At 71.1% G+C, this 13,646-nt stretch carries 12 protein-coding genes; 8 read left to right on the top strand and 4 right to left on the bottom strand.

What is annotated here, in order from left to right:
* Window positions 1-248 precede the first annotated feature (248 nt).
* The 7 genes from WMF29_RS16340 (at window position 249) to phoU (ending at window position 7,245) form a co-directional block, all read left to right on the top strand.
* Window positions 249-944, top strand: a complete 696-nt coding sequence (locus WMF29_RS16340) for a response regulator (RefSeq protein ID WP_012235579.1) — start codon at window positions 249-251, stop codon at window positions 942-944.
* A gap of 6 nt (window positions 945-950) precedes the next feature.
* Complete coding sequence (locus WMF29_RS16335) at window positions 951-2,447, top strand: ATP-binding protein (protein WP_437329712.1); 1,497 nt, start codon at window positions 951-953, stop codon at window positions 2,445-2,447.
* A 96-nt stretch (window positions 2,448-2,543) separates the two neighbouring features.
* On the top strand, window positions 2,544-3,653 hold the full coding sequence (gene pstS, locus WMF29_RS16330; RefSeq protein ID WP_437329711.1) for a phosphate ABC transporter substrate-binding protein PstS: 1,110 nt from the start codon (window positions 2,544-2,546) through the stop codon (window positions 3,651-3,653).
* Between the two features lie 81 nt (window positions 3,654-3,734).
* Window positions 3,735-4,718 (top strand): phosphate ABC transporter permease subunit PstC, encoded by a 984-nt coding sequence (gene pstC, locus WMF29_RS16325; RefSeq protein WP_272098166.1) that lies wholly within the window; start codon window positions 3,735-3,737, stop codon window positions 4,716-4,718.
* Window positions 4,715-5,626: a phosphate ABC transporter permease PstA gene (gene pstA, locus WMF29_RS16320; RefSeq protein ID WP_272098165.1), complete on the top strand. Its 912-nt coding sequence runs from the start codon at window positions 4,715-4,717 to the stop codon at window positions 5,624-5,626. Before pstC ends, pstA begins: the two co-directional genes overlap by 4 nt.
* Window positions 5,627-5,635: 9 nt before the next feature.
* The gene (gene pstB, locus WMF29_RS16315) at window positions 5,636-6,499 is read left to right on the top strand and encodes a phosphate ABC transporter ATP-binding protein PstB (protein ID WP_272098164.1); all 864 of its coding nucleotides are present in this window, start codon (window positions 5,636-5,638) and stop codon (window positions 6,497-6,499) included.
* A 20-nt stretch (window positions 6,500-6,519) separates the two neighbouring features.
* Window positions 6,520-7,245, top strand: coding sequence for a phosphate signaling complex protein PhoU (phoU, locus tag WMF29_RS16310; RefSeq protein ID WP_044964959.1), 726 nt, complete (start codon window positions 6,520-6,522; stop codon window positions 7,243-7,245).
* A gap of 40 nt (window positions 7,246-7,285) precedes the next feature.
* Here the strand turns inward: phoU and WMF29_RS16305 are convergent, their stop codons facing one another.
* From WMF29_RS16305 to WMF29_RS16290, 4 genes are all read right to left on the bottom strand, one after another.
* Entirely contained in the window at window positions 7,286-7,810 is a 525-nt protein-coding gene (locus WMF29_RS16305) for a molybdenum cofactor biosynthesis protein MoaE (RefSeq protein WP_437329710.1), read from the bottom strand.
* Window positions 7,807-8,322 carry a cyclic pyranopterin monophosphate synthase MoaC gene (moaC, locus tag WMF29_RS16300; protein WP_437329709.1) on the bottom strand — a complete coding sequence of 172 codons (516 nt, stop codon included), beginning with the start codon at window positions 8,320-8,322 and terminating at the stop codon, window positions 7,807-7,809. Before moaC ends, WMF29_RS16305 begins: the two co-directional genes overlap by 4 nt.
* Before the next feature lie 77 nt (window positions 8,323-8,399).
* Window positions 8,400-9,521 carry a GTP 3',8-cyclase MoaA gene (gene moaA / locus WMF29_RS16295; RefSeq protein WP_437329708.1) on the bottom strand — a complete coding sequence of 374 codons (1,122 nt, stop codon included), beginning with the start codon at window positions 9,519-9,521 and terminating at the stop codon, window positions 8,400-8,402.
* A gap of 21 nt (window positions 9,522-9,542) precedes the next feature.
* A complete protein-coding gene (locus tag WMF29_RS16290; protein ID WP_276597196.1) occupies window positions 9,543-9,794 on the bottom strand; it encodes a MoaD/ThiS family protein in 252 nt (83 codons plus the stop codon).
* Window positions 9,795-9,965: 171 nt separating this feature from the next.
* Between WMF29_RS16290 and WMF29_RS16285 the strand changes: the two genes are divergently transcribed.
* Entirely contained in the window at window positions 9,966-13,511 is a 3,546-nt protein-coding gene (locus WMF29_RS16285) for a protein kinase domain-containing protein (RefSeq protein WP_437329707.1), read from the top strand.
* Window positions 13,512-13,646: the final 135 nt, after the last annotated feature.

Genomic DNA, 13,646 nt, shown 5'->3' with positions numbered 1-13,646 from the left:
TCGGCCGGTCGCGCTTCCGTCATCGCTGTCCGCCCCGCCACAGCGCTCCAGGCTGCTCTCCCGGCCGCGCCCCACGTTGCGGATCGGCCACGTCCGATCCCGCCCGCCCGTTGTCCGTCTCGGCTCTCCGCGCTCTCCTCGCGCTCGCGCGCCATCGCGTCCTTGTCGCAATTCCGTCTCGCGAGGGCGACGCGCGACACGCGCGATCGCCATCAAGCTGTCACAATGCGCTGCTACATACATCGGCCATGCCGAGCCACGTGCTCATCGTGGAGGACGAGCGCGACCTGCAGCGCGTCCTCACCTACAATTTCCGTCAGGCAGGGTTCGATGTGGTGTCCGCTGGGAGCGGGGAGACGGCGCTCCGCGCGGTCAAGGAGGAGCGGTTCGATCTCGTCCTGCTCGACCTGATGCTCCCGGACATGTCGGGCACGGAGATCTGCCGCCGCCTCAAGCAGAACCCACAGACATCGGCGGTGCCCGTCATCATGGTCACGGCCAAGGGCGAGGAGATCGACCGGATCGTCGGCTTCGAGCTCGGGGCCGACGACTACGTCGTCAAGCCGTTCAGCGTGCGCGAGCTCATCCTGCGCGCCCGGGCGATCCTCAAGCGCTCGGAGAGCCCGGCGTCGGCGCCGGAGAAGTTCGACTTCGGCATCCTGCGGGTCGATCGCGCCGCGCACCGGGCCTGGGTTCAGGAGGCCGAGATCGCGCTGACCGCCCTCGAGTTCCGCCTGCTCATGATGCTCTACGATCGCCGCGGGCGCGTGCTGTCGCGCGATCTCCTGCTCGACGAGGTGTGGGGCTCGCACGTCGACGTGACCGCGCGCAACGTCGACACCCACGTGAAGCGCGTCCGCGAGAAGCTCGGCGCGGCGGGCGATTACATCGAGACCGTGCGCGGCGTCGGCTACCGGTTCCGCGCCGAGCCCGAGGTCGCCTAGGGGCCCATGCGCTTGCTTAGGGGGCTGGGCGTCGGAGCGAAGCTCGCGGCGGGGACGGTGCTCGCCCTCCTCGTCGCTGGCGTCCCGATCGAGCGCCTCGCCGCGCGCGACATGGAAGCGGCGCTGCTGGCGGAGCACAGCCCGCGCGCCGCCGTCGACGCCGCCCTGCTTCGGTCACGGCGCACGCTGCTGCTCGGCATGGGCACCGTGATCGTCGTCGCCGTCTCGGTGGGCGCCGCCACGGCCTTCTTCGTCACGCGCCCGATCCGGAGGCTGACCCGCTTCGCGCAGGCGATGTCCGAGGGCGACCTGTCGACGCGCGCCCCGCTGCGCGGCTCGGGCGAGCTGCGCCAGCTGGCGCGCGCGCTGAACCACCTCTCGAGCGAGCTCTCCCGCTCCACCGCCGAGGTCCGGACGGAGCGCGCCCTGCTCGCGGGCATCCTCGACGGGATGAGCGAGGGCGTCCTCGTGCTCGATCGCGACGGGAGGATCCTCCTCGCCAACCGGGCGCTCCGCGCGATGGCCTCCCTCGGCGAGGACGCGCTCGGTCGATCGGTCATCGAGTCGATCCGCAATGCGCGGCTCACCGAGGCGATCCAGCTCGCCGGCAAGCGGGACGAGCCTGTCGACGTCGAGGTCGAGCTCGGGCGGACGCTGCCGAGGCGGCTGCTCGTGCGCGTGTCGCGCCGGAAGGGCCCGGCGCGGCTCGGGCACGATGAGCGCGAGGCCCTCGCCGCGTGGGGCGCGGATCACGACGGCGCGTCCGCCGAGCCGGGGCTCATCGCGGTGTTCCATGACGTCACCGACCTCCGCCGGCTGGAGACGATCCGGACCGATTTCGTCGCCAACGTGTCCCACGAGCTGCGCACCCCGGTCACCGCGATCAGCACCGCCGCCGAGACGCTGCAGCTCGGCGCGCTGAACGATCCCCACGAGGCCGCCGAGTTCGTCGACGTGATCGATCGGCACGCGAAGCGCCTCCGCCACCTCGTCGACGATCTGCTCGACCTCTCGAAGATCGAGGCGAAGAACTTCCGCCTCGCGCTGTCGGAGCTCGACATCGCCCCCGCCATCGAGCACGTCACGCAGCTGCTCGCGGAGGCGGCGCGCCGGCGCAGGGTCACGCTGACCGTCGACGCCTCTGCGCTCCCGCCCGCTCGGTGCGACCGCCGCGCGCTCGAGCAGGTGCTCATGAACCTGCTCGACAACGCCATCAAGTACGCGGGCGAGGGAGCTCACGTCACGGTGAAGACGCGCTCGGTCGATCACCAGGTGACGATCGCGGTCGCCGACGACGGCCCCGGTATTCCGCCCCACCACCTGGGCCGCATCTTCGAGCGGTTCTACCGAGTCGACGCCGGCCGCTCACGCGATCTGGGCGGCACCGGGCTCGGCCTCGCCATCGTGAAGCACCTGGTCGAGCTGATGAACGGCTCGATCGAGGTCGAGAGCGCCATCGGCCGCGGCACCCAGTTCACCGTCCGCCTGGCGCGCGCCGAGTGATCCACGCGAACCACGCAAAGCCAGGAAAGCGCGGTACTCGCTGTTCCACCTTGCCGTCACGGAGCTGTCACAAAACTCGATTACGCCTTGCTGTGCATGGCTCGAATTCTGCTCACCCTGGCGATGTTCCTCCTGACCGCGGCGTGCGGTCGCTCTGATGCCCCCCAAGAAACCGGCTCGCTCCCCGGCGCGAAGAAGGACACCGCGCCGCAGCCGACCGCTGACGGGGACATCACCTTGACGGGCGCGGGTGCGACGTTCCCGTACCCTCTTTATACGAAGTGGATCGCTGAGTTCCAGAAGGCCAACTCCAAGGTCAAGATCAACTACCAGTCCATCGGCTCCGGGGGTGGGATCCGGCAGATCACCGAGCGGACCGTCGATTTCGGCGCCTCCGATGCCCCGATGAACGAGGAGCAGCTCGGGAAGGCCGCCGGCATCCTTCACCTGCCGACCTGCCTCGGCGCGGTCGTGCTGACCTACAACCTCGAGGGTGTCCCGTCTGGCCTGAAGCTCACGCCGGAGGCGGCCGCGCACATCTTCCTGGGCAAGATCAAGAAGTGGAACGATCCGGCGCTCCAGAAGGAGAACCCGGACGTGAAGCTCCCCGACAAGGAGATCGCGACGGTCCACCGCTCGGATGGCAGCGGGACGACCAAGATCTTCGTCGACTACCTGAGCGCGGTCAGCCCGGAGTGGAAGAGCGGCCCAGGGACCGGGACCAGCGTGAACTGGCCTGGCGGCCTCGGCGCCAAGGGCAACGACGGTGTCTCCGCGCTCATCACGAGCACGCCCGCCTCGATCGGCTACATCGAGCTCGCGTACGCGATGCAGAACAAGCTCACGTTCGCCTCGCTCAAGAACAAGAGCGGGAAGTTCATCACCCCGTCGCTGGAGAGCACGACCGCCGCAGGCGCCGGCGCCGCAGCCAAGATGCCGGAAGACCTCCGGATCTCGCTCGTGGACGCCGAGGGCGAGGACGCATACCCCATCGCCGGCTTCACGTACCTCCTCGTGTACCAGGAGCAGAAGGACCTCGCGAAGGGCAAGGTGCTCGCCAACTTCGTCAAGTGGGCGATGCAAGACGGCCAGAAGTTCACGAACGACCTCCATTACGCCCCGCTGCCCGCGGCTGTCGTCGAGAAGGTCGACAAGAAGCTCGCCGCGCTGGTCGGCCCTGACGGCAAGCCCCTGCTCGCCCCATAACCCCCAGGAATGCGCCTCAGCCGTGCGAACGGCGCTCCGCCGCGCGCGGCTGGCGTGCGCGCAGGAGCGCAGGATAGGTCCATGAGCACCGTAGAAGTCCCGATGCAACAAGCCGCCTCGTCCGCGCCACAGAGCGACGCGCCACATGGCACGCGCGGAGCAGATCGAGCGTTCCGCGCCATCCTGACGATGTTCGGCCTGACGGTGCTCGCGGTGCCAGCGCTGATGGTGCTGGAGCTCATCCGCTCATCGCGGCTCGCCATCGACAAGTTCGGGCTGGGGTTCCTCACCGGGCGCGTGTGGGACCCTGCGCGTGAGGAGTTCGGCGCGCTCCCGTTCGTCTACGGCACGGTCGTCACGTCGCTGATCGCCATCGTGCTCGCCGTCCCCGTCTCGCTCGGCCTCGCGATCTTCCTGTCGGATCTGGCGCCCCACCGGATCCGCAAGCCGCTCGGGTTCATGGTCGAGCTCCTCGCGGCGATCCCGAGCGTCGTCTACGGCTTCTGGGGCATCGCCGTGCTCCGCCCCTGGCTCCGGGACACCGTCGAGCCGGTCATCATCAAGTACTTCGGCTACATCCCCCTCTTCGAGGGCCCGCCGCTCGGCTTCGGCATGTTCGCCGCGGGCGTCATCCTCGCCATCATGATCGTCCCCACGATCACGTCGGTGTCGCGCGAGGTGATGCAGGCGGTGCCCCAGCTGCACCGCGAGGCCGCGGTCGGCCTCGGCGCGTGCGCGTGGGACACGATCCGCTACGCGGTCCTCCCGTCGGCGCGCTCAGGCATCATCGGGGCCATCATCCTCGGGCTGAACCGGGCGCTCGGCGAGACGATGGCCGTCACGATGATGATCGGCAACGTCCCGAAGGTGAGCGCGTCGATCTTCCACCCCGGCTATTCGATGGCGAGCGTCATCGCCAACGAGTTCGTCGAGGCGACGAGCGATATGTACGTGTCGGCGCTGTCCAAGATCGCGCTGCTCCTCTTCGGGGTCGCCCTCCTCCTCAACCTCTTCGCCCGGTGGCTCGTGAGCTCGACCAAGAGCAAGCTGGAGAAGCGCGCATGAACAGCGACACCCCTGTCCCCGTGGCGAGCCCCACGAGCGCCCCCAAGCGCACGCTGCTCGAGCCCGCGCCCGGCGAGACGCTGCGCCGCGCGCGCAGCTACTTCTTCGAAGGGCTCTGCGTCTCGAGCGCCGTCGTCGTCCTGGTCCCGCTGTTCCTGATCTTCATCTACGTCGTCAGCAAGGGCCTTAGCGGGCTGTCCCTCGACTTCTTCACCCAGCTGCCGAAGCCCGTCGGCGACGAGCGGAGCGGCATGGGCAACGCGGTCGTCGGCACGCTCATCCTCGTCGCCATCGGCTGCAGCATCGGGCTTCCGACGGGCATCCTCGCCGGCATCTACCTGGCCGAGATCGGGCGCGGCAAGCTCGCGGCCGCCATCCGGTTCATCGCCGACGTGCTCGGCGGCGTCCCCTCGATCACCATCGGCGTGTTCGTCTACGCCCTCGTCGTGGTCACGATGAAGCGCTTCTCGGCGCTCGCCGGCGGCATCGCGCTCGCGATCGTGATGCTCCCGACGGTGACCCGCACGACGGAGGAGCTGCTCAAGCTGGTGCCCGCCCACCTCCGCGAGGCGTCGCTCGCCCTCGGCGTGCCGGAGTGGCGCACGAGCCTCCTCGTCGTGCTCCGGACGGCCTCGCCCGGGATCGGCACCGGCGTGATGCTCGCCGTGGCCCGCATCGCCGGCGAGACCGCGCCAGTGCTCCTCACCGCGCTCGGCTCATCGTATTGGAGCTTCGCCATCGACCGCCCCATCGCCTCACTGCCGGTGCAGATCTGGCGGAACGCCACATCGCCCTACCCGAAGTGGCAGCAGGAGGCGTGGACCGGCGCCCTCGTGCTGATCATCATCGTCTTCCTCCTCAACCTGCTCGCGCGCATCGCCACGTCGCGGAGCGTCAAGGCGCGCTAAAGGCACTCGATGAGCTCGTTCGACTCACTGCACCACAAAGGACGGTCCGGGGAACGCCGCAGCGGGCTCGACACGGACGGCATCGACAGCCGCTCCATCGAGCCAGGAGACGAGGCGCCGCCAGCCAAGATCAGCGTCACTCGGCTCAACGCCTATTTTCATAAGTTCCACGCCATCCACGACATCACGCTGGATATCCCCGATGGCCAGGTCACAGCGGTCATCGGCCCGTCCGGGTGCGGGAAGTCGACGTTCCTGCGCTGTCTCAACCGGATGCACGAGCAGGTGCCCGGGGCCTCGGCGAAGGGCTCCGTCATGATCGACGGCGTGAACATCTATGACAAAGCCGTCGACCCGGTGCGGCTGCGGCGGCGCGTCGGCATGGTGTTCCAGAAACCCAACCCGTTTCCAACCATGTCGATCCGCGAGAACGTCCTCGCCGGACACAAGCTGAACGGCATCTCCGTCAAGGATCCCACAGGCCTCGTCGAGAAATGCCTGCGCCAGGTCGCGCTCTGGGACGAGGTGAAGGACAAGCTCGATCAGTCCGGGCTATCTCTCTCGGGCGGCCAGCAGCAGCGGCTCTGCATCGCCCGCGTCCTCGCGGTGGAGCCGGACGTGATCCTGCTCGACGAGCCGTGCTCGGCGCTCGATCCCATCGCGACCGCGCGCGTCGAGGAGCTCATCGACGAGCTGAAAGAGCGGTATACTTGCGTGCTCGTAACACACAACATGCAGCAGGCCGCCCGGTGCTCTGACTATACCGCCTTCTTCTACATGGGGGACTTGGTGGAGTTCGACAGGACCCAGACCATCTTCACCAACCCCAAGGAGAGCAAGACGGAAGACTACGTCACCGGGAAGTTCGGCTGATGGAAGCGGGGGATAGAATCATGCCGACGTCGCACACGAGCAAGGTCTACGAGCACGAGCTACGCACGCTTCGCGAGAAGCTGCTGCTCATGGGGAGCCTCGTCGAGGAGATGATCCAGAAAGGCTCGACCGCGCTCACGACGCGCGACACGGGCCTCGCCAAGGCGACGATCCGGCTCGATCGCCGGATCAACCGCCTCGAGTGCGAGGTCGACGAGCTCTGTATGAGGATCCTCGCGACCCGCCAGCCCGTGGCGTCCGACCTGCGCTTCGTCACCACGGCGCTCAAGATCGTCACCGATCTGGAGCGGGTCGGCGATCTCGTTGTGAACGTCTGCGAGCGTGTGCAGGAGCTCAACGAGGAGCCGCCGCTCGCGCCGGTGGCGGATCTGCAAGGCCTCGCGGACGAGGCGATCGAGGTGGTGCACGAGGCGCTGGACGCGCTGGTCGCCCGCGACTGCGAGCGAGCGAACCAGCTGCTCACGCGCGATGACGTGATCGACGAGCACTACGCCCGCATCTTCCAGGAGGTGCTCCTCGTCATGAGCCGCGACCCGAGCACGGTGTACAGGGCCACGCGCATCCAGTCGATCGCCAAGTACCTGGAGCGCATCGCCGATCACGCGATGAACATCGCCGAGTCGGTCGTCTTCCTCGTCAAGGGGACGGACATCCGGCACCACAACCGCCTGAAGGAGAACGACCCGCTCTCCTCGCCGCCGCCGGCCGGGCTTCGCCTGCGCTAGGCGCCTGCCTGGCCTGCGCTAGGCGCCTGCCCGGCCTGCGCTAGGCGCCAGCGCCGCCCGGAGGCGCCGTCCCGCCGTGGCCGTGCCCGTGGGGCGCCTCGTCGCCGTGCGCGTGCCCGTGGGGCGCCTCGTGCCCATGCTCGCCGGCGCAGCGGGCGTCCTCCCATCCGACCCAGTACGGGCCGTCCGGCCCGTGCTCACGCTTCCAGATCGGCAGGCGCTCCTTGATGCGATCGATGAGCAGGCGGCACCCGCGGAAGGCCTCTCCCCGGTGCGGCGCGCTCGCGGCGCAGGCCACGGCGACGTCGCCGACGTGGAGCGCGCCCACCCGGTGCGTCGCGGCGACGCGCACGCCGGGGATCTCTGCGGCGAGCTCCGACAGGATCCGCTCCAGCTCGGCCTCGGCCATCGTCCCGTAGGCCTCGTACTCGAGCAGCGTGACCGAACGGCCCTCGTTGACGTCGCGCACCACGCCCAGGAACGTGGCGATGCCGCCCGCGCCGGGGTGAGACACCGCGGCGATGAGCTCGTCGAGTCGGAGCGGCTCGGCGCGGATCCGGCTCACGGCGCGCTCCGCTGGAAATGGCCGGACCGGCCCCCGCTCTTCTCGAGGAGCTTGATGTCCGAGATCACCATCTCGCGATCGATCCCCTTGAGCATGTCGTAGATCGTCAAGCACGCGGCGCTCACCGCGACCATGGCCTCCATCTCGACCCCGGTGCGATCCAACGCCTCCGCGGCGGCGGTCACCCGGATCGACGCGGACGGCTCGTCCACGTCGAGCGAGACCGAGACGTGCGTGAGCGCGATGCCGTGGCAGAGCGGGATGAGCTCCGGCGTGCGCTTCGCCGCCATGATCCCGGCGATCCGCGCCGCGGCCAGGACGTCGCCCTTCGGGGCGTCGTCGCGCGCGACCCGGGCGATCGTCTCGTGGCGCATCAGGACGGCGCCGGACGCGACCGCGCGGCGGTGCGTGACGGGCTTGCCTTCGACAGGCACCATGCGGGCCTCGCCGCTCGGAGAGAGGTGAGTCGAGAGCGCTTCGCCCTCGCGGGGTCGATCAGGGGTTCGCGGCATCGCCCCGGAATCTGACACGGCGGCCCCGAGGACCGGTAGCCGAACGTGATCCGGCCCCGCGCCGATCGCCCGCTCCTTCAGCCGCCGATCGCGCGGATCGACACCGCGGAGGCCGTCTCTTCGGTGCAGCCCTTCCAGACCTTGCCGTCCGGCTTGAGGCGCCACGCCTCGTCCAGGCGCAGGCGGATCGCCGCGCGATCGCCGATCTTCGCCTCGCGCGAGGCGTCGACGCCGTCGTCCGTGGCGAGGCACGGCCGGAGAACGCCCGTCGAGGAGACGCGCAGGCGATCGCAGCTCTCGCAGAACGTGTCGCTCGTGCCCGTGATGAAGCCCACGCGGAGCGACGGGTCGCGGCGAGCGCGGACGTACCTGGCCGGGCCGAGGCCGGGCTCGGCCGCCGCCTCCTCCGGGAGGAGGTGCTCGGCGAGGCGCGCCCTCATCTCGGCCGCGGTGACGAGGTGCTTGCCGACGAGCCGAGCGCCCTCGGCGATCGGCATCACCTCGAGGAAGCGCGGCACCATCCGGCGCTCCCAGGCCCACAGCGCGAGCCGCTCGATCTCGTCGTCGTTCACGCCGCGGAGGACCACCGTGTTCAGCTTGATCGGCGAGAAGCCCGCCGCGATCGCGGCGTCGATGCCGTCGAGCACCCGGGCGAGCTCGCCGCCCCGGGTCATCTCGTGGAAGCGCCCAGGATCGAGGGTGTCGATCGAGACGTTCAGCCGGTGCAGCCCGGCGGCGCGCAGCGGCCCGGCGAGCCGCGCGAGCTGCGACGCGTTCGTCGTGAGGGCCAGATCCTCGAAGCCGAGCGAGGCGAGGCACCCGACGATCGACACGATCTCGGGGTGGAGCAGCGGCTCGCCGCCGGTCAGGCGCACGCGCCGGACGCCGGCGTCGCGCAGGGCCTCGAACATGGTGCGCCAGGCGGCCGTCATGAGCTTGCCGTCGGCGTAGCCGTCATGCCGCGACGGGCGGCAGTAGGTGCACGCGAAGTCGCACCGATCCGTGACCGAGATGCGCGCGCTCCGCGGCGCGGGCCCCGCGTGCGCGCCAGCGGCCTCGCGGGCGCCGTCGCGGTACGGGATCACGGCGGCGCGTCGCCCGGCCTCTCCGCCGCCGACGAGCGGCAGCGATCGCCTCCGCTCGGCCGGCGCGTCGCCCGCATTGCGCGCAGGATCGAGGCCGCCAATAGAAGAAGGCATGCAGCGTCCCTCTCGGCTCCTCTAGCCGCCCGCCACCGGCGGGATGAGCGCGACCTCGTCACCGAAACCTACAGGATCGCTCGGCGTCGCATAGACGCCGTTCACGGCCACCCGGATGGATCCCTTGTAGGGGCCGAGCCCCGGATAGCGAGCACAGACGTGCTCCAGGAGCTCCGCTGCGGTGCAGGGACCAGCCAGCGGCAGCGCCACTTCTCCGGTGCCCAGCACATCCCTCGCGCCAGCGAATGCAAGCACGCGTACCGCTGCATCCATCACTGCAACCTAGCATCGCTCCGCTGACCCGACACGACGAACTGCCGCCAAGCGACCTCGGGCCGCCTCGACGCCCTGGCGCCTGGTGCCTGGTGCCTGGCGCCTGGCGCCTGGCGAGATTCGAGTCTACCGGGCCCGGCCGGCACGGCTATCATCGGGCGGCTCACCGTCATGTCGGAAGAAGGCTTTTTGCCGGGCACGATCCTGGCCGGTCGCTATCAGGTCCGCCGAGAGCTGGGTCGCGGCGGCATGGGGGTCGTCTATCTCTGCCGCGATCTCGTGCTCGACGAGCGCGTCGCCGTGAAGCTGCTCGACCGGCCAGGCGCGGCGGCCCGCCCCGAGGACGCCTGGTGGTTCCAGGAAGAAGCCAGGGCGCTCGCCGGGCTCTCCCATCCGGCGCTCGTCAAGGCCCGCGACTTCGGGGCGCTCAGCAACGGGACGCCGTACCTCGTGATGGACGCCGTCCCGGGGCGATCGCTCCACGAGTGGCTCTACCTCGCGCGGCTCGAGGACCCGCTGCCCTGGCCGATCATCTGGAGCGTCATCGACCAGGTGCTCGGCGCGCTGGCGCACGCGCACGCGCGGGGCGTGATCCACGGGGACCTGAAGCCGTCCAACGTCCTCGTCGATCTGCAGCACGGGGGCGAGCCGCCGCTCGTGCACGTGCTCGACCTCGGGCTCGCCTGGCTCATCCAGGACCGGGTCGATCACCGGCTCGACGGATCGAGGGAGAGCGAACCCACGGTGCGCTGGGGCGCGGGCACCCCGGGCTGGATGGCGCCCGAGCAGATCCGCTTCGCGGCGCCCCACGTCGGACCGCCGACGGACCTCTACGCGCTCGGCTGCATCCTCTACGCCCTGCTCGCCGGGGGGGAGGTCTACGACGGCAACAACGACGAGCTCCTCCAGCAGCACCGGAGCGCGCCGATCCCGGATCTGCCGCTCCCCACGGCGGTGCCGGGCGACGTCGCGAAGTTCGCGAAGCGGCTGCTCGCGAAGCGCCCGTGGCACCGCTTCGACTTCGCGGGCGACGCGCGGCGGGTGTGGAAGCGGTTCGAGCCGCGCAACAACGAGAACGTGACCGCGACGCCGCTGCCGATCGCCCTCTTGACGAGCGGCCGTCTGCCCCCGAGCCGCAAGGAGCTGCTCACGCCCGAGCTCATCGAGCCTCCAGACGACGACCCGCCGCCGTCCGTGACGACCACCGGGCTGCTCGCGCTCCGGCCGAGCCCGTTCGTCGCGCGGACCGGGGAGCGGGCGCGGCTCATGGAGGTCGTGGCCGAGATGGTCGACGCGCCGAAGGCGATGCACCGGTTCGTCCTGCTCGCGGGCGAGGCCGGCGTCGGCAAGAGCCGGCTGGCCGAGTGGCTCTGCGAGGAGGTCCACGAGCGGGCGCTCATGGTGCCGCTCCGCGCGCGCTACCGGCGCATCGCGGCGCCGCTCGACGGCGTGCTCGGCGCGGTGACCCAGCACTACCGGCTGGAGCGGGCCGAGCGCGAGATCGTCGAGAAGGTGCTGATGAACCTCTGGGAGGTCCCGCCCGAGGACGAGGTCGGCAAGACGTGGGTCGCGGCGACCGCCGAGTGGATCAAGCCGTCGCCTCCGGGCAGCGAGGCGGTCGGCCCGACAGGGAAGCGCTTCCGTCTGGACCGCCCCGAGCTCCGCTGGCTGATCATCCGCAAGACCCTGGAGAGGATCGGCCGGGACCGGCCGGTGCTGCTCTGGCTCGACGACCTGCACTACGCCTCGTCGACCACGTTCGAGGGGCTCATGACGCTCCACCGCGACGCGCCGAACCTGGGCCTCCTCGTCGTGGCGACGGTCAGGAGCGAGGCGGTCGAGTGCGATCCGGTGGCGGCGAGGCGCATCGAGGGGGCGCTCGCGGCCTACGTCGGGGAGAGGCTCGACGTCGCCCCGCTGAACCCCACGCAGACGCACGCGCTGCTCCGGGAGACGCTGCCGCTCGACGACGCGGCGGCCGAGGCGGCGACGGCCCGCAGCAAGGGGAACCCGCTCTTCGCGCTGCAGCTGCTGCACGCGTGGGCGGGCGGCGGCCACCTCCAGCTGCGCGCGGGCAAGTACTTCGTGCCGAGGGCGTCGATGGCCGTGCAGGCGGCGACCACCGCCGACCTCTGGGAAGAGCGCCTCGCGGCGCTGCCCGAGGAGCTCCGCACCGGCGCGCGCGCCGCCGCCGCGCTCGGCGGCGACATCCGGCGCGAGATCCTGCGCGCGCTGCTCACCTCGCTCGACATCTCGGCGGACCGGGCGATCGCGTCCATGCAGCGCGCCCAGATCCTCCTCGCCGTGGGCGATCGCCTGCGCTGGCCGCACGCGCTGCTCCAGGAGCACCTCCTCTCGCAGCTCTTCCTCGAGCCGGACGCGGCCCGCGTGTTCCGCGCCGCCGCCGACGCGCTCGGGGCGCACCCGGCCGCGTCGAGCCGCCGCATCCTCCGGCACCGGGTGGTCAGCCTGCTGCGCGCCGGCGACACCGACGAGGCCGCGGCGCTCATGCACGCGCACGTGGCGGCGCACTGGCAGAGCTCGCGCGACATCGCGGCGACGCTCCGCGACCTCGCCGTGCTCGACGGCAAGCTGCCCGGGGGGAGCGACTCGCGCCCGGGCCTCCGGGGCGGGGTGGACGCGCGGCCCGTGCTGACGGGGACGCGCCTCGGGACGCAGCTGCGCTTCCGCGGCGAGGCGCTGCGGCTTGCGGGGAGGCTCGACGAGGCGCGGCGCGACGCGGAGGACGCGCGGCGCATCTTCGAGCAAGCCGGCGACCGCGAGAACCAGGCGCACTGCCTGCGCCTGCTCGGGCACATCGCGTCGGACCTCGGCGCGGAGGCGCAGGGCCGGCGGCTCGTGGCGCGGGCGCACGCGATCTTCGACGAGATCGGCCACGGCCACGGGCAGGCGCAGTGCGAGGTGCTGCTCGGCGAGATCGACTACCTGCTCGGCGAGCACGCGCGGGCGCGGGCGGTGCTGGCGTCCGGGGCGTCGAGGTTCATGGAGGTCGGCGATCGGCTCGGCCGGGCGCAGTGCCTGCTGCTGCAGAGCATGGTCGAGCAGGCCGGGGCGACCTCGGAGGCGGCGCGCGCGCTGCTCACGACCGCGCACGCCGACTTCGACGCCATCGGCTACCGGCTCGGGCTCGCGCAGTGCGATCTCGCGCTGTCGCACTCGGACCACCGCGTCGGCAACTTCGAGGCGGCGCGCTCGGGCGCGCTCGCGGCGCGGCAGAGCTTCCGCGACGTCGCGAACCCGCGCGGCGAGGCCGGGTGCGAGCGCCTCCTCTCGATGGTGGCGCTCGACGCGGGCGCGCCGGAGCTCGCCGAGGAGCACGCGCTCGCCGCCGGCAGGCTCTTCGAGCGGCTCGGGGATCCGTGGGGCCTGGTGGAGGCGCGGCTGCTCTTCGCGCAGATCGCGCTCCACCGCGGGGACGCGGAGCTCGCCCGCGAGCACCTGATGGCGTGCGAGGCGGTGGCGCTCGCGGAGGCGGAGCCCCGGCAGCACCGGCACCTGACGCTCGCGTGGCTCGCGTACCACGAGGGGCGCTTCCACGAGGCGGCGCGCGAGCTCGACGCGGCGCGGGCGGCCTTCAAGGACAGCCGCACCGGAGACCATACGCCGCAGCTCCTCGAGCGCTTCGCGCGGATGGGCTGGCCCAAGCCGGCGGGGACGCGGATCAGCGGCTGGATGCGCACGCTCGAGAGCGCCTGAGGCGGGGGCCCGGGGGGGCGCTGGATCCTGGCCACAAGAGCTCTCCAAAAGCTCGGAGGCCGCCGACGGCTGACGCTCTCACGAGCTGCGTCGCCGAGCGGGGCTCACCCGCACAGGAGACGGGTCCAGATCGGC

Origin of the sequence: Sorangium sp. So ce381, from assembly GCF_051473845.1 — a bacterium.
GTDB classification, from domain to species: Bacteria; Myxococcota_A; Polyangia; order Polyangiales; family Polyangiaceae; genus Sorangium; species Sorangium atrum.
Note: the sequence above shows the minus strand (reverse complement) of the source record. Positions and strands in the feature narration are given on the sequence as shown.